Source organism: Dolosicoccus paucivorans (assembly GCF_900100125.1).
GTDB lineage: Bacteria > Bacillota > Bacilli > Lactobacillales > Aerococcaceae > Dolosicoccus > Dolosicoccus paucivorans.
Window position 1 is genome coordinate 1 of record NZ_FNEL01000031.1, and the last position, 21,247, is coordinate 21,247.

Here is a 21,247-nt window from a genome sequence, read left to right on the forward strand (position 1 = left end):
GGTTTGGATGACTGTGAGGACGGCGACTTTTGTTACGTAAGCTATCCCACGTCTTATCGTAACGCTTGCGCCAACGTTGGACATTTTGACGGCTTGTGCCATAACGACGGGCTGCTTTGGCGTTATTATCATATTTTTCCGCATACTCAACAACTTTTTGCCTATATCGCATTTCTTCTGTTATAATTGACTTCATGGGGAGCTTCCTTTCACACTATGGTTTTTATTTTGTCTAGATATAGTGTACCAGAAGCTCCTCTTTTTTTTATGTTTTCGTGTCACATATGTATGATACCCTTACATAAATGCGAATTGGTATAAAAAAATATGTTATACTATACAAAAGAGGAGGGGTTAGATGACGCCAAATAAAGAAAATTATTTAAAAGCGGTCTACGAGCTAGGAGGCGTAGAACGTCACGTATCCAATAAACAAATTACTGATGTATTAAATATTACTGGCGCTTCAGCAACGGAGATGAATAACCGTTTAGAAAAAGACGGATTATTAAATTACACTCCTTATCGCGGGGTGGTATTAACCGAAAAAGGTCATCAAGAAGCTATCAATTTAGTACGTAAGCACCGTATTTGGGAAGTGTTTTTATATGACATTTTGAAATATAATTGGGATGAAGTGAATGAAGAAGCAGACCACCTAGAACATGCTTCCAGTGATCGATTAATCGAGCGTCTTTATGATTATTTGGGCCGTCCTAAATATGACCCTCACGGCGCCTTAATTCCTTCGTGGCACGATCGACAAATGATTGATGAATCGACCGTCATTCTTTCTAGCGTAGAATTAGGAAGCCAAGTCAAAATTAGAGAAGTAGTGGATAGTCAAGAGGTTCTTTCTTATGTGCAAAATATTGGCATGACTCTTGGCAAAACATATACTGTGGTTCGTCAAGAAGCCTTAGACGGCAGTATTGTATTAAAAGATGAACAAGGACAACAAATTCTGTTAAGTCCAATATTAACGCAATCTATTTTTGTTGAAGTTATTTAAAAAAAGAGCTTTCGCCAGAGGAGCGAAAGCTTTTTTACGTTCTTAAATAAAACGAATGAGACGTTTAAGTTGATTACTGATTCCATCAATAAGAAAAACTAATAATAAATAACACATTAAATAGAGCGTAATATGAGTATATTTGAAAAAGCTCATTGCTAAACGAAACTGCATCCCTAACCCGCCTGCTCCAACTAATCCGACAATTAAAGATGAGCGAACAATGTTGTCTAGACGATACAATATATAAGTTAACGTTTTGGCCATTAATAAAGGAATGAATCCGTAAAATTGTAACGTCATAAGACTTGCTCCTTGAGTGACCAGTTGTTGAATGGGTTTAGGGTTTATTTCTTCAATGAGTTCACTGATCAGTTTACTCAACACTCCCGCATTATGAATCCCTAAAGCAAGGGCTCCGGGGAGGATACCGGGTTTGAAAAGATAAATAAAAATCATCGCCCACATCACTTCAGGCACACTTCTAAACACTAAAACAATGAAGCGCGTGACATAATAAAGCAATCGTTTCGGTTTGGATGTATGTAGCGTTAAAGATCCAAAAGCGTAGTTACGAGCCGTCAGTAAGGCAAAGGGTAAGGCGATAAACGTCGCGATCGTGATCGCAAGAAGACTCATTTTTAAAGTTTCCAGTGTCTCTTCTAAAGCGATGAGCCATTTTTTTTTACTTAAAAAGGCAATGGATGATTTATTGAAACCTAACAAATTGTTGCTAAAGATTTTAAAATTGAGCCAATACTCCTTTTGAAATAAAAAGTCTAAGGATGGAATTAAGCTTATCCAAGCGAGTAGCGTGAGGGTAATTAAAGCAAGGAAAGAAAACTTAATCCATTGTTTTTTTATTTTTTGTATCACTAAATTGACACCGTCCTTATCGCGTGTCCCCATTGATCAATTAGCCAAATAAGAAGAGTCAATAAAAGTAAGTATGTCCACACCTCATTAAAACGCATATCTTGAAGGGCTAACTGAATATGAAAGCCAATGCCCCCTAATCCTACAAAGGATAAAACGGAAGAAGAGCGAATGGCACACTCTAGTCGGTACATTGTATAACTTAACATTTCTGGAAAAGCTAAAGGTAAATAGCCATAAAAAAATATTTGTAGTGGGTTAGCTCCACAAGTTTTAAGTGTTTCAATGGTAGATTGCGGGACTTCTTGTAATAATTCAGTATAAATTTTAGCTAAGTAACCCGTATAAGGTAGTGTTAGAGCTAAAATGCCTGACCAAGGGGTTAGACCGATGGAAGTGACGAATAGCCAAGCCCAAACTAATTCATGAACAGCCCGTAACCCGCGAATAACCATCCACGTTAATTGAGCCAATAAAGGGTGAACACCCCAAAGATTTGAGGCTAAAAAAGACAAAACTAACGCCAGTAAACTACTTAAAGAAATAGCGGCTAAAGCGTAAGATAAGGTCACCCATAGTCCATGAAGGCCAGTCATCAAAGTAGACTTTGTTATATCTAAGTGAATCAAACCTTGCCACATCTTCATTAACAGAACTTTTCCGCCGGGATTCATTAAAGGGGTCGGCCAATCAATAGACCAAAAATTTAAAATAACGCAACTAAAAAGAATAAAAGAAACGATAAGACGTGGGTATTTCACCGATAAATTCAATGGTTACCCTCCTTGATAAAGATGATCTAACATCTCTTGGGTTACTTGTTGACAAGAAGTATCGAAGACTAGACGACCTTCTTTTAGACCAATGATGCGATCAAAGTAAGTTAAGGCTAAATCAGTGGAATGAATTGAAGCGATCAGCGTTTGAGTTGGGTCTGTCACTTGTGTTAATAATTCTAATATTTGACGAGCATTAGCTGGATCTAAAGAAGCGACCGGCTCGTCAGCTAAAACAAGTTGCGGATTTTGCATCAATAGGCGAGCAATGGCTATCCGTTGTTGTTGTCCGCCGGATAAATGTTGGACTAAGGTTGTTTCCTTATCGCTAAGTCCAACTTTACTAAGGGCTGCAGAGGCAATCTTTCGTTCTTGTGGGACTAGTAACGACCATAAGGCTTTAGCCGTTCCCCATTGATTCATTCTTCCTACAAGAACATTGTGTAAGACGCTTAATGTAGGAATTAAGTTAAATTGCTGAGGTAACAGTCCGACCCATTGAGCATATTCTTTGGCCGAAGGAATGGATTGAATAGGTCGGTCTTTGAGATAAATCGAACCTTTCGTTGGATGGGATAATTTAACTAACAAATTCAACAGCGTCGTCTTACCTGAACCGGACGAACCAATTAGGGCCACTTTTTCGCCTGGAAAAACGGTGAATGAGACATCATCCACCGCCAGTAATTTTCCATGATATTTAAAGATGTGCTCTACTGTTAAAAGAGGTTGTTCAACCATAGGGCACCTATTCAACTAAACCTAAATCGCGAGCAACTTTTTCGATTTTTTGATAATTTTCATTGTTAGTTTCAATGAATTTATCAGTAGAGAGTAATTCTAAAACTGATGAATCAGCTGGCGTTGCTTTTAAAATCGCTGCTTTAATCTTATCTTTTGTACCTGGGCCGAATTTAGCATCGACATCGCCCACTGTCCAGTTATAGTCGTAGTAGTCAGGCGTGACGTAGAAAGATTCAATTAAGTCGGTATTTACTTCGCCATTTTCAAGGGCTTGTTGCCAATATTGTTGGTTAACGGCTCCAGCATCTACTGTACCTGCTTCGACTAAAGCCATTGTTTTATCATGAGAACCTGAATACAACGGCAATCCATCAAAGTCTGTTTCAGGGTTAATACCTGCTTCTTCTAAAAAGTAACGAGGCATTAAGTGACCAGAAGTAGAAGATTCCGATCCAAAAGTAAAAGAATGGCCTTTTAAATCTTCTAAAGAGTCAATGGCGACATCTTTATGTTTAATAAAATGGGATTTAAATTCCGCATCCATTGGTCGTTGAGCAATTGCTTCGGCTTTGTCATTGATTGCTTGAGCTTGAACGGTGGTGAGTCCTCCAAACCAAGCAAGGTCAATATCACCACGGTCGAATCCTGTTACAACTGCCGTGTAGTCAGTGACAGGAACGTATTCGACGTTCATATCTAACTCTTTGGCTAAATAATCAGCGAAACTTCCAAACCCTTTCGTCAAAGCCGTTTGATCAAAATCAGGAATGGCAGAAATTTTAAGAACAGGCTTATCTTGAGCGACAGCCGAAAGACTAAGTCCACTTAATACACTAAAACCTAATCCTAAAATCATCATAATACGAATAAGTTTCTTCATTAATATAAATCCTCCTCAAATATAAATATACTTTATCATACCTTTTATCTAGAGTCGTTACAATTAAAAACACCCCTTAAAGTAAGAGGTGCTTTAGCAAATTATTGTTCAGCTAACTGGCCGTCTACCATTTTAAAGACTCGATCACAGGTATCAATGAGCCGTTCATCATGGGTGACCATAATAATGGCTTTGTTTAAATATTTAGCTTGTTTAGAAAGAATATTAACGACTTCATAGGCGTGATCTGTATCTAAAGAAGCGGTCGGTTCATCGGCTAAAATGACGGAAGGATCGTTATACAAAGCTTTGGCGATTGCTACACGTTGGCGTTGGCCACCGGACAACTCTTCAGGATATTTACGAGAGAGTGAGGCAATATCTAATTGATCCAATAATTCTTTTTTAAAGGTTGAATTTTTTTCTTTGCGAAATTGGTCAATAAATTTAAATTGGTCATCCACCGTTAAATAAGGAACTAAATTAGATGCTTGAAGAACAAAGCCGATTTCATTAAAGCGCAATGTATTTAATTGATTTTGAGATAGGGTGGTAATGTCTTTTTGGTTGATTAGGATACGGCCTTGGGTCGGTTGTTGTAAGCCACCTGCTAAGGTAAGAAAAGTGGATTTTCCTGAACCAGAAGGGCCGATAATTGCGACAAATTCTCCTTTATCAATGGTTAAATTAGTTTCCTTTAAAGCATCAAATGTATCTGATCCTTGTTTAAATTGTTTGGTGACGTGTTGAAATTGAATGGCTTCCATAATATATCCTCCTAAATGGCTTCGAGGGGGTCAATTTTTGTAATCATGCGACTAGAAAATAGACCACCTAATAAAGCAAAAAGTAAAATCGACCCTGCGATTACAGCAACGAATAAATGATTTATTGTAAAGGGAACCGCACTCGGCAAAATGTATCCTGACCCATAAGTAAGCCCCACTCCGATTAATACGCCCGCTCCGGCTAATAGAATAGTTTGGTCAATGACAGAACGAATTAAATAACCATTTGAAATCCCTTGAGCTTTCAAAATGCCAAAGACACTTTCTTTTTGTAATGTCAAAACATAAATGAAAATACTGATCACAACAGCTGCGATGACGACTAAAAAGCCAATCATTAAAGCAAATGTTAAATTTTGCGCCCGGTATCCGGGAAGATCTTGAATAAACGCTTCGGTGTCGCTAGCTTCCAAGTCATTTGTCGCTAGAGAAGTAGCTCCACGCGTTACAATAGCTGAAACAAGGGGGTGCTCTTTAGAACCAAATGTAGATGTCAATTGTGTAAAGTCTTGGCGATTAATATAAATAACGGGTTGGACACTTAATTGGTGGCCTTTTGTAATTCCGACAATCGTTAATTGCTCTTTTGAATTTTTGATGGATAAAGTGTCGCCTAATTTTAATTGGTTATTATTTAAAAAAGTTTCATCAACAACGACTTCCTGTGCCTTTTCAAAGAGACGTCCTTCAATAAGATGAGGTGCGACGAAGGAATCTTTATCAATACCAATCAATTGAGCTGATAGGGAATTTTGATCCTTTGTTTCATCGAACAAAACAGCTTGAACACTGATGGCGGTTTTATCATCCGCCGTCACTTGATCGAATAAAGAAGGGTCAAACAAAGACATAGGTAAGCGATGTTCCACACCACTGGCGAGAACGATATGATCAGCTTGCCATTCGTCAATGGCTGAACGGTTAGACTGAGCTAAACCATTGGCTAATCCGCTTAGAAAAAACACTAAGTAGGAAATGAGAAATAATAATCCGACAACTAATAAGTATTTAAATTTTGAAAATTGAATTTCTTTAAAAGCTAAAAACATAATAAAACTCCTCTTTTACTTTTATGACACTGTGTCACTTTTTAACAAAAATAATCATAAACCTATGACACGAAAAAAGCAATCATAAAGTCGTGGTTATGAAAAAATTAAATTTTGAATCAGAAAGCCTTTTCATCACGATGGACAAAGAAGAGGAGAAGAATTGGTGAATGAGTACACAATCAAAATGATATAATGAGAATAAGAAAATATAAGGAGATGAGAAGATGAATCAACGTAAAACGTTAATAGAAAAGATTAAAGCGGCCGGTCCGGGCGCAGTTATTACGAGTGCATTTATTGGACCTGGAACCATCACGACCGCAACGAATGCAGGAGTTAACTTTGGTTATGCTTTGTTATGGGCTGTAGTGTTTTCGGGAATTGCTTCGATTGTTATTATGAATATGGCGTCAAGAATTGCGATTTTTGGTAAGCAAAACGTTATTGCTTCAAGTATCGATATGTTTAGCCGTCATAAATCTTGGAAATATTTTATTTATACATTAGTGACGCTAGTCGTCATTCTTACCGGATTTGGTTTTGAATCAGGTAACTTAATTGGGGCGACCACCGGATTAAGTGATTTAACCGGGATGAGTACACAAATGGCTGCGCTTATTACAGGTGGTATTTCATTACTATTTGTTATTTCATCAACGCCAAAATTAGTTGAGATTATTATGCAATTATTTGTTGCTTTAATGGGAATTATTTTTGTGGCGACAGCTATTTTAGTAAAACCTGACTTTGGAGCTGTTTTAAGTGGATTAATTCCATCGATTCCTGACGGAGGAATGGTGACGACGATTGCCTTAATTGGAACGACGATTATTGCGATTAACTTAGTATTCCATTCGGTCGCGTCAGAAGAAAAATGGGCCCATGATCAAACTTCTAATGAAGAGATTTTGTTAGAAGATGCTTATTTTGATAGTGGTATGAACGTTTCTTTAGGGGTATTAATGACATTAGGTTTAATTATTACAACCTCAGCTACTTTATTTGGAACAGGAACAGAAGTAACCAGTCCTATTGTGTTTGTTGAGTCATTAGAGCCTATTTTAGGAACGGGTGCGCGAATGTTTGGAGCAACGGGGTTATTATTAGCAGGACTTTCTTCATCAACAGCTACTCCTTATATGTGTGGTCATATTACGCGCCGTATTTTTAATTGGACGTCTCCAGACGACAAGCGACCAAAGATGGTAGCCGCAACTATTGTCTTATTTGGTACAGCATTAGCTTACTTTGGAACGACACCTGTGCCGATTATTTTGTTCGCCCAAGCGGTCAGCGGTGTTTCCTTACCGATTATTTCAGTACTTTTCTTACTAGCAGCGAATCGGGGTGCATTAGGAAACCATAAAAATACAACGCTACAAAACATATTAGGTGTCATTGTTTTGATTGTCATGTTCTTCTTAGGTGGACGAACGGTTCTTAACGCTTTATCAACGTTATTCTTCTAATGTTACATCACCCTTCGTTATTGGAGGGTGATTTTTCTTATATTACAAACAGAATACAAAACGTTTAAGAACAAAATATTCCCTTGTATTAATAAAGATTAGCTGTTAAAGTGTAGAAGAATTAAAAAACAAACCAACTAATTATATTAATAAAGGTGATAAAAACATGTTTAATTTGCGTAAAACGCTATTAGTAAGTACATCAGTACTTGGATTATTAACACACAGTTCATTTGCGATGGCTCAAGAAACAGCTCAAGAAGAGTGGGCACCTCGCACGGTTGAACAAGTAAAAGAAGATTTAATTGTTGAAGGTAACAAATTAACTTATACCGTTAAATTTGGCGATACGTTAAGTGTTATTGCTGATGCGATGGATATTGATATGTACCATTTAGCTCAAATTAATGAGATTTCAGATGTTGACTTAATTGTTGAAGGAACGGTTTTAACTGTTTGGTTAAATGCTGACCACGAGGTAGAAAGTATTCAAGTACAATCTCCTGATGGACACGTTCAAGAGTTCCCAGTTGAAGTAGCGCAAGAAGAAGTAGTGGCTTCACAAGCGCCAGCTCATTTAGCAATCTTCACACCAGAAGTTCAAACGATCATTGAACCAGTTGATGAGTGGAACGCTCAAGCACCACAAGTAGGAACACAAGTAACTAATAAACCTGTGGTAGAAGAAACACCGCAAGTTGAATTAGAAGCTCCACAAGTAGAAGTAGTTCAACCAGAAGCTGACCAAGTTGTCCCAGAGTCTTCTTTAGAAGTAGAACAACAAGAAGCTCCTGAAACAACGGTTGAGCCAGAAGAAGCGCCAGAATCTTCATTAGAAGTTGTAGAACAAACAGCGCCTGAAGTATCAGCAGAACAACAAGAAACTGAAGATACTGAATATGAAGAGTCTATGTTAGAAGATGTTGAAGAGCAAATTGAAGCAGAATCAACATTGGACGAAGAAGATATCGTAACGTCTGAGCCAGCTCCAGAAGTTGAGCAAACTTATACACCGGATCCAAACGATCCTTCAAACTATGGTTTACAACCTCACGTTATGCAATTTAAAGAAGAAGTTGCACAACAATATGATGTGACTCAATTCAGCGGCTACCGTCCTGGAGATCCTCAAGATCATGGACAAGGTTTAGCCATCGACTTTATGGTTTATGAAGACGCAGCAAAAGGTGATGCTATCGCAGATTACTCAGTTGCGAATATGGCTGAAAATAATATTAGTTATATTATTTGGAAGCAACAAATTTATGGTGACTGGAACTATACTTGGACACCAATGGAAGACCGTGGAAGTATTACAGAAAACCATTACGACCACGTTCACGTATCATTCCATCCATAAAATATTAATCAATAAATAACAAACCCCATCCGGAAAATCGGATGGGGTTTTTGTTAAGGGTTATTGTCCCGGATGATCGTGTTCGTACATTGTTCTAGCCACTAAAGCAACGTAATAGTCGGCTCCTTTAGGATTCAAGTGAATATCATCTTCAATGTAATAATCAGCGTGTCCTAAAGACTCTGTATACCAATCGATTTCATGAACATTTGGAAATTCTTTTTCTGCCCATTTAATTGTATCGTTAACTTGTTGTAAGTGGTCTACTGCTGAGGTGGTATTGACAAAGTATATTGTCCGATCACCTAACATATCAACGAGTTCAGTAACTCCTTCTTCATCGAGTCCTGCATTTGTTCCTAAGTTAATAACAACATTTTCGTGAAGTTCGCCGTCATCCATTAACTCTTGGAAGTAAGGATAGCTGTACCAAATTTGAAGGCTTTTATGTCCATAAGCATTTCCTTCAGCAAAAAGAAGTCGGAAGGTATATGCATTTCCTTGAGCGAGTGAATCACCAAAGTAAGTCACCGGCACAGAAGAAGCATATAAAATCTCTGGTAAAGTCAACATATCGAATAATTCTGGATCAAGTTCTTTTAATTCTTCAATATAGGCTTCTTGTTCTGGCGTTAATTCTATTTGATCTGGCGATTCCAGTTTTGCTAGAAGTGCTTTTGTATTAAATCTTGGTGTTGGTGTATAAGAAAAGTCTGTTTGGAATCGTTGATCAAAATCTTTAGCCCACTCTGTTGTTTCCACCACTGTTTTCGTGCCTGGAAAGGGTGTGTTAAAGGCATTTTGTTTTGCTTGGAATTCTTGGTGCTCCAACTTAAATAAAGCGATCGGTTTTTGATCCCCTGATTGGGTCATCGCAATTAAAAATAAAAGAGTTAAAGCAGTAAAGAGTCCTTGATCCCAACGCTGATTTTTTGGTTTTTTCCATGTTACAAGATTTTGTGTGTTCTTTTCAATTAAAAAGTAATGGGCCAGTCCCACTCCTAAAATGGCCACGAAAACTAAAAATTCATAGTGGGTTAGATAAGTTTGAATTAGTCTAATATTTTTTTGTGCTAAAACAATTAGTGGATAGTACCATAAATAGATACTGTAAGTTGCTAGACCGAGACGATGGAAATGAGTTTGGTCAAGCCACTTAGAAAAAATCAGATGTTGATTACGCGCAGCCCATACAAAAATTAAGGTTAATAAATTAAAGTAATTAAGCCACACTAAATAAGTTAAAGGTGACTGATCAGAAACAATAAAACTTAAGCCAATCATACAAAATAAAGACAGTCCTAAAAGAACATCTTTAAACTGATCCAGTGTTCTTTTTCCTACACTACTTAATACCGCGTCGACGTAAGGAAGAGCGTAATAAAGAAGTACTCCTCCTGCAAAAGATGAAAAACGTGTCCACAGACTGTAATACACATTAGAAGGATCAGCTCCTGGAGTGTACCAAAGGAAATACAATGATTGACTGATTGCCAGTAAACCAAGCCAGATGAACATTTTAATGGATCGGTCTAACTTGAACTGATTAGTGACTTTAATAATTCCAGCAGATAAAAGAAAAGATTGGAAATAAATCGCGACGTACCATAAGTGAGCAAACGGCGACTGAACTGCCATATCCATAAAGTAAGATCGCTCCGATTGGAGTTGGTACCAGTTATTTAAAAAGAATAAACTCGTCAATGTATCTAAATGCAGACTCTTTAATTGAAGGGATCCTGATAAAAAGATCACTGAAATGACAACAGCAATCATCGCGAATAAAGGAATCCATAGACGAAGGACTACTTTTCCAATGTGGCTCAACAACGGTTTAATTTCTTTTAATTCGGTTAATTTTTCTAACCGTCTAACCGCAAAGAAACCAGCTAACACAAGAAAGGTGTTAACAAATAAAAAGCCCCCTGGAAAAATAGAAGGCCAGAGATGATAACAAATAATGAATAAAATAGATAGAGCTTTCAATCTATCTAACACATACGAACGTTTCATAAAACGCCTCCTAATATTTAATGTCACTGTTGGGTTTACCATATTTTCATTATATAAAACATTTATAATTTTTAAAGATTGACAACAGCCTTGTAACCCTTTACAATAAAACGTGATGTAGTAATTGAAACTAGATTAAAGAGTAAACAAAACTATTAGGAGCAGTAATGATGACTTCTTACCAACGTCTAAAGACATTTAAATTGCCTACCTTTGAAGAGTTACCTGACATTGGATTATTCAGTCAACAAGTAGTGGATTACGTTAACTACACCCTTGAGCCGATACTTTTTGAAGGAGAGGCGCTTACCGCAACGATGATTCAAAATTACGTTAAGTTGGAATTGGTTCCAGCAGCTCATAAGCGTAAATATTATGCCCGTCACATTGCTTATTTAATTTCTCTTACATTACTTAAGCAAGTCATTCCAACTAAAAACTTCCAATTAGGAGTGACTTCGATGATTGAACGGTTGGATCAAACCGAGCGACAAGCTTACGATAATTTCGTTCAAGTACTCAGTGTTCATATTAATCATTTAGGAAGTGCGATTGAAAGTGGTTTATCAACAGACCACTATCATTTTCATGCTTATAACACAACGAAAGAACTACTGGCATTACATCTAGTGTCCCAAGCTTACGTTAATATTTTAATTGTTGAAAAAATACTTAATCACGATGGATTGTTAAAGGAGATTTTAGAATGAATCAAGCACGTTTTGCGATTGTGGTCGATACGTCCACGAATGTTAACTTTGAATTAGCTGAAAAGTATGATTTAGAGCTGTTGTTATATAATGTTCAATTAGGCGATAAGACTTACGTTGATTTAGTAGAGATTACGAGCCGCGAATTTTTTGAACAAATGGACCAATATGACCAAGTATTATCAGGTATTCCAAGTCCAGCTTATGTCAGCGAACGAATTGAAACATTAAAAGAAAAAGGATATGAAGGCGCTTTGTTCATTACCACGTCTCGCCAATTAACAGGGATGTATGAATTACTTAACTTAATTAAGCGTGACGTGACTGATTTTCAAATGGAAATTGTCGACGATCAAAGTGTAGGGGCTGTCGGTGTATTAACAGCGATTTGGGCTAGTCAACTGCGTAATGAACACATGACGTTAGATCAAGTAGCTCAAATTATTCAAAATAAAGTACCTGATAGTGGGGTCTACGCCGTATTTAGAACGCTGAAATACGTTGTTAAAGGTGGACGATTAAATAAATTAGCAGGTGCGATCGGTTCTCTATTAAATATTCAACCAGTTCTTAAAGCCGATGTTTCAACAGGAGAATTAGACATCCAAAAACGTGTCCGAGGCGTCAAACGTAGCTTTCAAGAATTAGTAAAAGTTCTTGAAGAAGAATTGGACCCAACGCGTCCTTATTATTTAAGTTTATTCGCTGGCGGAAACAATAAAGAGTTAGCTCAATTAAAAGAACAATTAGCTCCTTATATTGAGGCGTCTCAATTATATATTGAACTGGATTTAACACCGGTATTAGGAGTTCACGGTGGACCGAAATCTTTAGGTGCTGCCTATTATTATTTAGACTAAATCTGATTAATCGATTCTCATGATGAGAGTCGATTTTTTTAAGCTTAATTTTATCAATTTCACTTATTTTTAGCTATACTATAGAAGAGACTATATTAAGAAAAGAGGCGTAGTGATGCATACATTAACAATTAAAAATTTACACGCAAGTGTTGAAGGTAACGAGATTTTAAAAGGGGTTAACTTAACCATTAATACGGGTGAAGTTCATGCGATTATGGGACCAAACGGAACGGGTAAATCAACTTTAGCCGCTGTTATTATGGGACACCCAAGTTATGAAGTCACTGAAGGCGAGATTTGGTTAGACGACCAAAATGTTTTAGAAATGGAAGTTTCAGAGCGTGGCGTAGCTGGTTTGTTTTTAGCGATGCAATATCCAAGTGAAATTGCAGGAGTGACGAATGCAGAATTTTTACGCCAAGCGATGAATGCTAAGCGAGCTGAAGACGATCCGATTAATGTGGTTCAATTCATTCAAAAATTAGACCGCGTGATGAGTGAATTAGATATGCCCGAAGAAATGGCAGAACGTTACTTAAATGAAGGATTCTCTGGAGGAGAAAAGAAACGTAACGAAATTTTACAAATGATGATGTTAGAGCCGACCTTTGGTATTTTGGATGAGATCGACTCTGGGTTAGATATTGACGCTTTACAAGTTGTCGCTAAAGGAATTAACTCCATGCGTGGCGAAGACTTTGGTTGTTTAATGATTACTCACTATCAACGTCTATTAGACTACGTTGAACCGGATTTTGTTCACATTATGATGGACGGCAAGATTGTGACTTCTGGAGACGCTGATTTAGCTAAACAACTAGAAAAAGAAGGATATAAAGGGTTAATGGATGAGTTAGGTTATGAAATGACGAAGGAACAATTAGCTCAAGAACCTGGTGCGAAAGGAGTCGAATAGTATGGAAGAATTATTCCAACCATCTTTAGACTATGCCTTATCTAAAGGAGCTCCGGAATGGTTTATAACTCTTCGAAAAGAAGCTCTCGAATTATACCAAACGGCTGATTGGCCTATTTACGAGCGTTTTCCTTTTAAAGATTGGGATTTAAAAGAAGTTACTTTAGATTTAATGCCCGTTGAAAACTGGCCTAAAACTCCCATTGTAACTAATCCAGACAATAAAGCTGCTTGCGTTCGTGTAGGGAATGATTCGGTAGCCATTCAGTTAGATGAAGCGTGGAAAGAAAAAGGCGTTATTATTGAGGACTTATGGACTGCGATTCATGATCATGAGTCTTTAGTTAAAGAAGCCATGTATCAACTAAAAGAAAAAGATCATAATATGCATGCTCAACTATTTGCCTACTTAACGGCGGGGACTTTCGTTTATATTCCTAAAAACGCTGTGTTAGAAGGTCCTGTTTTGTTAGAAACATGGATGGATAATACAAGAAAACACTCTTTAATGGAATATTTACTTGTTTTTGTTGAAGAAGGCGCGCAAGTAGAAATCTTTGAGAATTTAACAAGTTATGGCGATCAAAATAATTTAGCCAATATTTTTACTCACTTAGTGACCCGAGATAACACTAAAGTTGATTTTGTTAGTATAGACCAGTTAGGGACTGAAGCGACGGCTTATTTATCAGGATTTGCTGAAATTGGTCGCAATAGCCAAATGCGTTGGACAACGGCTGCGTTATCTAAGGGGAACACATTGGGCGACTATAGCTTAGATGCTTTAAAAGAAGGCGGCGAAGGTGAGTTAGAAATTTTAAGTGTCGCCACTGGCTCTCAAAAGAAAGGCTTTAACACACAAACGATTAATGACGCCCAACATACGATCGGACATATTTTACAACACGCTGCTGTGTTAGATGAGGCCTTTTTATCCTTTAACGGAATTACATCCATTGACCACGGAGCGAAGTTTTCTGACGGCCGTCAAACTAGTCGTATTTTAATGTTATCTGAAAAAGCAAGAGGCGACGTTAACCCTCTATTATTTATTGACCAATTTGAAGTCACTGCCGGACACTCAGCCAGTGCAGGCCAGCTCGACCAAGATCAACTTCACTATTTAATGAGTCGTGGGATTTCTCGTCGTGTAGCAGAGCAACTAGTAGCACGCGGGTTTTTAGGAGTTATTATTGAACGCATTCGCGACCGTTCACTACAAGATGAAATTATTAAAGTAGTTGATGAAAGGCTCATTGGCAATGACTAATTCATTACATGAGTTAAAACAGCAAATGGAAGCGACTCGAAATGATTTTCCTATTTTAGATCAAAAGATTAATGATGAACCGCTTATTTATCTAGATAACGGGGCGACCACTCAAAAGCCGCTACAAGTCATCGAAGCGATCCGGGACTTTTATTTACACGACAATGCTAATGTAAACCGTGGGGTACATACGTTAGGTAATCGGGCCACCAATCATTATGAAAAAGCGCGTAGAGCGGTTAAAGAGTTTATTAACGCTACGAGAGAACAAGAAATAATATTTACAAGTGGTACAACAGAAAGTATAAACTACCTTGTCTTTGGTTGGGCAAAGCATGTTTTAAATCCTGGAGATAAAATTTTGCTCACAGAAGTAGAGCATCACGCCAATTTAGTTCCTTGGCAAGAGTTAGCTAAAGATTTAAACGTTGAACTAGAATTTGCTCCTCTTACACCGGACGGAACTGTAGATATCGAAAGATTAAAAGCTCAATTAACACCACAGCACCGAATTTTTGCGGTGAATCATGTATCTAATGTTTTAGGGCAAGCCAATGATATTAAAAAAATTGGCCAATTGATGCACCAACACCAAGGGTTTGTCGTGGTTGACGGTGCTCAATCGGTTCCTCATATGGCAGTCGATGTCCAAGATTTAGATGCTGATTTTTATGTGTTTAGTGCTCATAAAATGTTAGGTCCAACTGGAATAGGTGTTCTTTATGGAAAGTACGATTTACTAAATGAATTGACTCCTCAAAAATATGGAGGAGATATGATCACAACGGTTGATTGTTATCACAGTCAGTACGCTGATTTGCCTCACCGTTTAGAAGGGGGCACGCCTCACATTGCTGGAGCAGTCGGCTTAAAAGCGGCTCTTGACTACTTAAATGCCTTATCCATGGATAACATTCACCGCTATGAACAAGCTTTAAGTGAGTATCTTTTAAAACAATTGGTTGATATACCCTTTGTGCAGCTCTATGGAAGTCGCACTCATAAAGAAAGTGCCATTTTTTCTTTTAATATTGAAGGAGTGCACCCTCATGATGCAGCCACTGCATTTGATCAATTCGGCATTGCGGTAAGAGCAGGGCATCATTGCGCTCAACCATTAATGAAATGGCTGGGAGCACAGTCGACTTTAAGAGCTAGCTTTTATTTTTATAATACATTTGAAGAAGCGGATCGTTTTATTGAAGCGATTCATGAAATAAAGGAGTTTTTTGGCGATGGGTTTATCTAAACTGAATCAATTATATCGTTACGTTATTATGGAACATAATGAACATCCGCAACATTTCGGTTTGAAAGAAACTGAAAATAGTTATTTAATTGAAATGCATAACCCCAGTTGTGGCGATGAGATTACTGTCGAGTTGATCTTTGATCAAGACAAACAATATATTGAAGAAACGCGCTTTACAGGTCAAGGATGTGCCATTAGTAAAGCCAGTGCTAGCATGATGACTCAAGTATTTCAAGGAATTGCTCTTGAAGAAGCAAAGCGCCGTGCAGACCTTTTTAGTCAAATGGTTCTAGGGCAAGAAGGGGATTATTCATCCTTAGGGGACGCGGCGATTTTGGAAGTTGTGCAAACTTTCCCAGCGCGCATTAATTGTGCGACTCTTGCTTGGAAAGCAGTTCAAAACTTTGATGAAACATCTAGCGATACCCATCGAAGAGAGGAGATTAAATAGATGAAAGAATTACCGATTTCAGAAGAATATGAATACGGTTTTAGTACCCCTACTAAATTAAAACATGATTTTGGTAAAGGGTTAGATGAAGAAAAAGTCCGCCGTATTAGTGAATTAAAGGGCGAGCCTGAGTGGATGACGGAGCACCGTGTTAAAGCGTATCGTTCTTTTGCTTCCAAGCCTTTACCGACATGGGGACCTGATTTATCAGGAATTAAATTTGATGAGATTACTTATTACCGTAGCGCAGCGGATCGTCCGGTAAGAGATTGGGATGAAGTCCCTGAAGAAATTAAAGAAACCTTCGAACGTTTAGGGGTTCCAGAAGCAGAACGTAAATTCTTAGCCGGAGCTTCAGCTCAGTTTGAATCAGAAATCGTCTATTCAAATATGGTTGAAGAATTGGAAAAACAAGGGGTTATTTTTACCGATCCTGGAACTGCTTTAAAAGAGCATCCGGAAATTTTTAAAAAGTATTTTAACAAAACAGTTCCCATTGGCGACAATAAATTTGCAGATTTAAACAATGCAGTTTGGTCTGGTGGTACTTTTATTTACGTTCCTAAAAATGTCGAAGTGAAAATTCCTCTACAAGCTTACTTTAGAATGAATGACCCAGCGATGGGGCAATTTGAGCGTACATTAATTATTGTGGATGACGGTGCGAGCTTAAACTACGTTGAAGGATGTACGGCTCCGGTTTGGGCTGCGGACAGTCTTCATGCCGCAATTGTTGAGATTTTCGTTGGAAAAGGAGCAAGTTGTCGTTATACAACGATTCAAAACTGGTCGAAAAACGTTTATAACTTAGTGACTCAACGAGCCGTTGTTGAAGAAGATGGCACAATGGAATGGATTGATGGAAATATTGGTTCTGGAACCAATATGAAGTACCCAGCCACTCTACTTGTTGGCGAGCGCGCTAAAGGAATTAACTTAAACATTGCCTTAGCAACCGATGACCAAGTTCAAGATACAGGAGCAAAAATGCATCACCGCGCTCCAAATACCTTTAGTTCCATTGTCTCTAAAACCATTGGTAAAGGAACTGGAGAAGTGAATTACCGTGGCGAAGTGATCTTTGGTAAGGAATCATCTGGATCTCGTTCAATTGTTGAATGTGACACGATTATTTTTGACGAAGAATCCGTGACCGATACTTATCCTTATAATGAAATTCATACTAATGACGTCGTTTTAGAGCACGAAGCCCGTGTTTCAAGAGTGTCTCAAGAGCAACTCTTTTATTTAATGAGCCGTGGAATTGATGAGCTACAAGCATTAAGTATGATCGTTATGGGATTTGTCGAGCCATTTACTCGCGAATTACCAATGGTGTATGCTGTTGAACTAAACCGTTTAATTACATGGGAAATGGAAGGCTCTTTAGGATAAAATAGAAGCCTACGACATAAGTCGAGCCATTACTATTTTTAACATGATCCAATAACTAAATGGTATTAATATCCCGCTAGAATCGTTTTCGTAAACTTTCTAGCGGGATATTTTTTTATAAGACACGGACTTATATCACAGTCATTTATTTGTTTGGTTCATTAATTTTCTTTAAATAAAGCCGAGCCGACACGAATGACTGTAGCCCCTTCTTCAATCCCATAGACAAAATCTCCCGACATGCCCATCGAAAGTTCATCGCAAGGTGCATAAGGTAAGTTCAGTGCTTGGATTTGTTGCTGCAAGTAAGCTAATTGATTAAAAATAGCTTTAAGTTCATTAGGTTGTGCGTCATAAGGTGCCATAGTCATTAAGCCGACGATTTGAATTTTATCAAAGTCAGCTAATTGTTTAATGACAGAATCCAGTTCTTCAACCGCAAAACCTGTTTTACTTTCTTCTTTAGAAATATTAAGTTGCAAGAAACATTTAACCGGCTGAGTCGCTCTTTTTTGAATTTCGTTAGCTAATCGCATACGGTCTAATGAATGTAAATAATCAATGTCATTAATGATCGTTCGAACTTGCCTTGTTTGCAAGTTGCCGATAAAGTGCCATACAATATCTGTTTGTTCTTTAAAGTGATCCATTCGCTCTAGTAATTGTTTGTTGCGATTTTCGCCAAAGTCTCTAACGCCTAAATCATACAGCTTCTCCATCATCTCAGGGGTCGTATATTTTGTGACTGCCACGAGTTTAACGGGTTTGCTTTGATTAATTTGACGTTTTTTTGTTGCTTCTTGTATAAGTTCTTCAATATGATTTAAATTCTCTTGTAATTGTTGTTTAGATATATCCACAAGGTTACCTCCATTGTCTTTCTTTCTTGTATTTTAGGAAACCTATCCAAAATAAGCAAATGATTGAATAAGTTAGCTAAGTTGTCTTAAATTTGTTAATAGCGAACAAAAGAGGGGTAGATTTTTATAATGTTCATCCATTCACAAAAAATCAAAAATAACTTATACTTAAGTTGTTAAGAAATAAACAAAGAAAGTGTGGAAAGCCAATATGTTAGTTAAATTACTTGAATCATTAAACGTTTCTAAAGAAACCATTGATAAATTAGCACAACCCATCATTGATGCAGGACATGAGTTTGTCTACTATGATACAAAAACAACAGACGTTGAAGAATTAAAAGAGCGTTCTAAAGACGCTGATGTGATTATGATCGCAAACAACCCATATCCAACGGAAGTGATCGATTCAAACGACAACTTAAAATATATTAACGTTGCCTTTACAGGATTTGATCATGTTGGGTTAGATGAAGCAAAAAATAAAGATGACATCTTAATGTCTAACGCAGCTGGATATGCTAACAACGCTGTAGCAGAGTTAGCTTTAGGTCTTACTGTAGACGTATACCGTCAAATCACTCAAGGTGACGAGGATATCCGTAAAGCAGATGACTTCCCAGGTGTATTCCAAGGTCGCGAAATTAAAGGTAAAACAGTTGCGATTGTTGGTTTAGGTAAAATCGGAATGATGACTGCTAAATTATTCGACGCATTTGGCGCAAATATCCTTGCGGTAGACGCTTACGAAAATGATGAAGCAAAAGCAATGGGTATTGAGTATGTTTCATTAGAAGAAGCAGCAGAGCGTGCAGATATTATTTCATTACATACACCATTAATGGAATCAACTCGCGGCTTAATTTCAAAAGACATCTTAGCGAAAATGAAACCATCAGCGATCTTAATTAACACAGCAAGAGGTCCTGTTGTCGATAACGCAGCACTAGCAGAAGCATTAAATAACGGCGACATTGCTGGAGCAGGGTTAGACGTTTTCGACATGGAGCCACCAATTCCAGCAGATTACCCATTATTAAGCGCGAAAAACGCTGTTTTAACGCCTCACGTGGCATTCTTAACCGATGAGTCAATGGAAATTCGTGCTGATATCGCATTCGCTAACACGATCGCCTTCTTAGAAGGTAATCCACAAAACGTTGTTAACCGTTAATTCATTAATCAAACAAAAAGGAAGTGCATAAAATGGAATTTAAAGATATTTCTCGTGATACATTAAAAGAGCAAAAACGACTATTCCACTGGCCAGAGCTTCAAGTGTTTAGAGAAGAAGAAGCAACAAAAACAATGTTATATGAAACACCTCATACAGTGGGTGCTATTTGGGCGATGAAACCAGGACAAGAATTACAAATTCATTCTCACGAAAATGCAGATGATATTTGGATTGTTGTTGAAGGTAAAGCAGAGTTTTACGGTGAGTGTAATGAAAGAACTATCATCGAAGCGGGCGACATCGTTGTGTCAAGACCAGGAGAAAAACACGGAATGGTCAATACATTTGACGAAGATTTTGTCATGCTAGGTATTGCAGGACCAACTCCAATTGGTTTCATTCCACACGAACATCAATAAAACGACAAAGAGCTGACGAGATTTTTACTCGTGAGCTCTTTTTTTTGCTATAATAGAAAAGTTACAAGTGAAAGGAGTCAGTTATGGACCGTAAAACATCTCAGCATGAAGTCAATGTTATGCCTTATGAAACAGTAAACTTTGATACAACTTTGTCAAAGAAACGATTTGTGTCGATTGAAGACATCTCAAGTACAAAAGATCGTATGATTCCTACGTTTCGCTCCGAGTTGCACACTCGTATTATTGAGACCCCACCAGAAATCTACCAAGCCTCAGGTATTAAAATCTTTGGTCGCCGGATTAAATCCTTTATTTTTACAACAGATGTTGCTTTAATTCGCAATCATAATGCTCACGCTGTTTTTGCTGTATATCCTTTCACCCCAAAGGAGATTATTATGAAAGCAATCATCGATACAGCTTCTGTTCCTGTTTTTACGGGTGTCGGTGGAGGAACCACCTCAGGAGAACGTAGCGTGCGATTAGCCTTTGAAGCAGAACAATTAGGTGCTTATGGAGTCGTTGTCAATGCTCCTATTGCTAGCGAGACGATTACAGCTATTAGTCGCTTAATTGATATACCGGTTATTGCGACCATTTCTAGCTTTGAAACGGACTTTAAGGCTAAATTACAAGCTGGGGCTGATATTTTAAACGTTTCAGCCGGAGCACGAACAACCGAACTGGTGGCTCATATTCGTCAAACTGTCGGTTTAGACGTACCGATTATTGCTACAGGAGGTAAAACAGGCGAGAGTATTTTAGAAACAATCCATGCAGGAGCTAACTGTATTATTTACACTCCACCTACTAATTCTGAAATTACCGCTGCGTTGATGAAAAGTTATCGTTAAAAAAAGCCGTTTACTGAGCCGACCCCCAAAAGTTAGACCAAAAAATCTAACTTTTGGGGGTATTTTTATGACCAAGTATAGTTTAGAAACGAAACTTCAAATTGTTA

22 protein-coding genes are annotated in these 21,247 nt (G+C 37.8%); 13 read left to right on the plus strand and 9 right to left on the minus strand.

Going from position 1 to position 21,247, the window contains the following annotated elements:
- The coding region (locus BLR79_RS05495; protein WP_143338791.1) for a helix-turn-helix domain-containing protein at positions 1-196 on the minus strand (196 nt) is incomplete at its 3' end.
- Positions 197-358: 162 nt separating this feature from the next.
- Between BLR79_RS05495 and BLR79_RS05500 the strand changes: the two genes are divergently transcribed.
- The gene (locus BLR79_RS05500; protein ID WP_092085644.1) at positions 359-1,012 is read left to right on the plus strand and encodes a metal-dependent transcriptional regulator; all 654 of its coding nucleotides are present in this window, start codon (positions 359-361) and stop codon (positions 1,010-1,012) included.
- A gap of 42 nt (positions 1,013-1,054) precedes the next feature.
- Here BLR79_RS05500 and BLR79_RS05505 read toward each other — a convergent pair whose 3' ends face one another.
- The 6 genes from BLR79_RS05505 to BLR79_RS05530 form a co-directional block, all read right to left on the minus strand.
- Positions 1,055-1,888: a PhnE/PtxC family ABC transporter permease gene (locus BLR79_RS05505; RefSeq protein WP_159427606.1), complete on the minus strand. Its 834-nt coding sequence runs from the start codon at positions 1,886-1,888 to the stop codon at positions 1,055-1,057.
- On the minus strand, positions 1,888-2,661 hold the full coding sequence (locus BLR79_RS05510; RefSeq protein ID WP_092085648.1) for a PhnE/PtxC family ABC transporter permease: 774 nt from the start codon (positions 2,659-2,661) through the stop codon (positions 1,888-1,890). The genes BLR79_RS05505 and BLR79_RS05510 overlap by 1 nt, the downstream gene beginning before the upstream one ends.
- Before the next feature lie 3 nt (positions 2,662-2,664).
- Entirely contained in the window at positions 2,665-3,405 is a 741-nt protein-coding gene (locus tag BLR79_RS05515) for a phosphonate ABC transporter ATP-binding protein (RefSeq protein WP_092085650.1), read from the minus strand.
- Between the two features lie 7 nt (positions 3,406-3,412).
- Complete coding sequence (locus tag BLR79_RS05520) at positions 3,413-4,288, minus strand: putative selenate ABC transporter substrate-binding protein (RefSeq protein WP_092085651.1); 876 nt, start codon at positions 4,286-4,288, stop codon at positions 3,413-3,415.
- A 101-nt stretch (positions 4,289-4,389) separates the two neighbouring features.
- Entirely contained in the window at positions 4,390-5,055 is a 666-nt protein-coding gene (locus BLR79_RS05525) for an ABC transporter ATP-binding protein (RefSeq protein ID WP_092085653.1), read from the minus strand.
- 11 nt (positions 5,056-5,066) lie between these two features.
- Positions 5,067-6,125, minus strand: a complete 1,059-nt coding sequence (locus tag BLR79_RS05530) for an ABC transporter permease (protein ID WP_092085655.1) — start codon at positions 6,123-6,125, stop codon at positions 5,067-5,069.
- 227 nt (positions 6,126-6,352) lie between these two features.
- Here BLR79_RS05530 and BLR79_RS05535 point away from each other — a divergent pair, with 227 nt between their 5' ends.
- Together BLR79_RS05535 and BLR79_RS05540 are read left to right on the plus strand one after the other, a co-directional pair.
- The gene (locus tag BLR79_RS05535; protein ID WP_092085657.1) at positions 6,353-7,597 is read left to right on the plus strand and encodes an Nramp family divalent metal transporter; all 1,245 of its coding nucleotides are present in this window, start codon (positions 6,353-6,355) and stop codon (positions 7,595-7,597) included.
- 166 nt (positions 7,598-7,763) lie between these two features.
- The gene (locus BLR79_RS05540) at positions 7,764-8,957 is read left to right on the plus strand and encodes a LysM peptidoglycan-binding domain-containing protein (RefSeq protein ID WP_092085659.1); all 1,194 of its coding nucleotides are present in this window, start codon (positions 7,764-7,766) and stop codon (positions 8,955-8,957) included.
- 60 nt (positions 8,958-9,017) lie between these two features.
- Here BLR79_RS05540 and BLR79_RS05545 read toward each other — a convergent pair whose 3' ends face one another.
- Positions 9,018-10,970 carry an acyltransferase family protein gene (locus tag BLR79_RS05545; protein ID WP_159427607.1) on the minus strand — a complete coding sequence of 651 codons (1,953 nt, stop codon included), beginning with the start codon at positions 10,968-10,970 and terminating at the stop codon, positions 9,018-9,020.
- Positions 10,971-11,137: 167 nt separating this feature from the next.
- On the opposite strand from BLR79_RS05545, the gene BLR79_RS05550 reads away from it, so the two are divergent.
- The 7 genes from BLR79_RS05550 to sufB all read left to right on the plus strand — a co-directional run bounded on the left by BLR79_RS05550 (position 11,138) and on the right by sufB (position 17,827).
- Positions 11,138-11,680 carry a DUF1836 domain-containing protein gene (locus BLR79_RS05550; RefSeq protein ID WP_092085663.1) on the plus strand — a complete coding sequence of 181 codons (543 nt, stop codon included), beginning with the start codon at positions 11,138-11,140 and terminating at the stop codon, positions 11,678-11,680.
- On the plus strand, positions 11,677-12,540 hold the full coding sequence (locus tag BLR79_RS05555) for a DegV family protein (protein WP_092085665.1): 864 nt from the start codon (positions 11,677-11,679) through the stop codon (positions 12,538-12,540). Before BLR79_RS05550 ends, BLR79_RS05555 begins: the two co-directional genes overlap by 4 nt.
- 115 nt (positions 12,541-12,655) lie before the next feature.
- Complete coding sequence (gene sufC / locus BLR79_RS05560) at positions 12,656-13,459, plus strand: Fe-S cluster assembly ATPase SufC (RefSeq protein WP_092085667.1); 804 nt, start codon at positions 12,656-12,658, stop codon at positions 13,457-13,459.
- Position 13,460: 1 nt separating this feature from the next.
- A complete protein-coding gene (locus BLR79_RS05565; RefSeq protein WP_092085669.1) occupies positions 13,461-14,729 on the plus strand; it encodes a SufB/SufD family protein in 1,269 nt (422 codons plus the stop codon).
- Positions 14,722-15,978: an aminotransferase class V-fold PLP-dependent enzyme gene (locus BLR79_RS05570; RefSeq protein WP_092085671.1), complete on the plus strand. Its 1,257-nt coding sequence runs from the start codon at positions 14,722-14,724 to the stop codon at positions 15,976-15,978. The genes BLR79_RS05565 and BLR79_RS05570 overlap by 8 nt, the downstream gene beginning before the upstream one ends.
- The gene (gene sufU, locus BLR79_RS05575) at positions 15,965-16,432 is read left to right on the plus strand and encodes a Fe-S cluster assembly sulfur transfer protein SufU (protein WP_092085673.1); all 468 of its coding nucleotides are present in this window, start codon (positions 15,965-15,967) and stop codon (positions 16,430-16,432) included. The genes BLR79_RS05570 and sufU overlap by 14 nt, the downstream gene beginning before the upstream one ends.
- Positions 16,433-17,827, plus strand: coding sequence for a Fe-S cluster assembly protein SufB (gene sufB / locus BLR79_RS05580; protein WP_092085675.1), 1,395 nt, complete (start codon positions 16,433-16,435; stop codon positions 17,825-17,827). It abuts the gene before it with no gap.
- 161 nt (positions 17,828-17,988) lie between these two features.
- Here the strand turns inward: sufB and BLR79_RS05585 are convergent, their stop codons facing one another.
- Positions 17,989-18,687, minus strand: a complete 699-nt coding sequence (locus BLR79_RS05585) for a YggS family pyridoxal phosphate-dependent enzyme (protein ID WP_234970831.1) — start codon at positions 18,685-18,687, stop codon at positions 17,989-17,991.
- A 211-nt stretch (positions 18,688-18,898) separates the two neighbouring features.
- Between BLR79_RS05585 and BLR79_RS05590 the strand changes: the two genes are divergently transcribed.
- From BLR79_RS05590 to BLR79_RS05600, 3 genes are all read left to right on the plus strand, one after another.
- Positions 18,899-19,861 carry a 2-hydroxyacid dehydrogenase gene (locus BLR79_RS05590; protein ID WP_092085677.1) on the plus strand — a complete coding sequence of 321 codons (963 nt, stop codon included), beginning with the start codon at positions 18,899-18,901 and terminating at the stop codon, positions 19,859-19,861.
- 32 nt (positions 19,862-19,893) lie between these two features.
- The gene (locus BLR79_RS05595) at positions 19,894-20,283 is read left to right on the plus strand and encodes a cupin domain-containing protein (RefSeq protein ID WP_092085679.1); all 390 of its coding nucleotides are present in this window, start codon (positions 19,894-19,896) and stop codon (positions 20,281-20,283) included.
- An 83-nt stretch (positions 20,284-20,366) separates the two neighbouring features.
- Complete coding sequence (locus tag BLR79_RS05600) at positions 20,367-21,140, plus strand: beta/alpha barrel domain-containing protein (protein ID WP_234970832.1); 774 nt, start codon at positions 20,367-20,369, stop codon at positions 21,138-21,140.
- Positions 21,141-21,247 lie beyond the last annotated feature (107 nt).

Coding starts and splice junctions, on each gene's coding strand:
- BLR79_RS05500 (WP_092085644.1), top strand. CDS start 359: ATGACGCCAAATAAAGAAAATTATTTAAAAGCGGTCTACGAGCTAGGA.
- BLR79_RS05515 (WP_092085650.1), bottom strand. CDS start 3,405: ATGGTTGAACAACCTCTTTTAACAGTAGAGCACATCTTTAAATATCAT.
- BLR79_RS05520 (WP_092085651.1), bottom strand. CDS start 4,288: ATGAAGAAACTTATTCGTATTATGATGATTTTAGGATTAGGTTTTAGT.
- BLR79_RS05525 (WP_092085653.1), bottom strand. CDS start 5,055: ATGGAAGCCATTCAATTTCAACACGTCACCAAACAATTTAAACAAGGA.
- BLR79_RS05530 (WP_092085655.1), bottom strand. CDS start 6,125: ATGTTTTTAGCTTTTAAAGAAATTCAATTTTCAAAATTTAAATACTTA.
- BLR79_RS05535 (WP_092085657.1), top strand. CDS start 6,353: ATGAATCAACGTAAAACGTTAATAGAAAAGATTAAAGCGGCCGGTCCG.
- BLR79_RS05540 (WP_092085659.1), top strand. CDS start 7,764: ATGTTTAATTTGCGTAAAACGCTATTAGTAAGTACATCAGTACTTGGA.
- BLR79_RS05545 (WP_159427607.1), bottom strand. CDS start 10,970: ATGAAACGTTCGTATGTGTTAGATAGATTGAAAGCTCTATCTATTTTA.
- BLR79_RS05550 (WP_092085663.1), top strand. CDS start 11,138: ATGATGACTTCTTACCAACGTCTAAAGACATTTAAATTGCCTACCTTT.
- BLR79_RS05555 (WP_092085665.1), top strand. CDS start 11,677: ATGAATCAAGCACGTTTTGCGATTGTGGTCGATACGTCCACGAATGTT.
- sufC (WP_092085667.1), top strand. CDS start 12,656: ATGCATACATTAACAATTAAAAATTTACACGCAAGTGTTGAAGGTAAC.
- BLR79_RS05565 (WP_092085669.1), top strand. CDS start 13,461: ATGGAAGAATTATTCCAACCATCTTTAGACTATGCCTTATCTAAAGGA.
- BLR79_RS05570 (WP_092085671.1), top strand. CDS start 14,722: ATGACTAATTCATTACATGAGTTAAAACAGCAAATGGAAGCGACTCGA.
- sufU (WP_092085673.1), top strand. CDS start 15,965: ATGGGTTTATCTAAACTGAATCAATTATATCGTTACGTTATTATGGAA.
- sufB (WP_092085675.1), top strand. CDS start 16,433: ATGAAAGAATTACCGATTTCAGAAGAATATGAATACGGTTTTAGTACC.
- BLR79_RS05590 (WP_092085677.1), top strand. CDS start 18,899: ATGTTAGTTAAATTACTTGAATCATTAAACGTTTCTAAAGAAACCATT.
- BLR79_RS05595 (WP_092085679.1), top strand. CDS start 19,894: ATGGAATTTAAAGATATTTCTCGTGATACATTAAAAGAGCAAAAACGA.
- BLR79_RS05600 (WP_234970832.1), top strand. CDS start 20,367: ATGGACCGTAAAACATCTCAGCATGAAGTCAATGTTATGCCTTATGAA.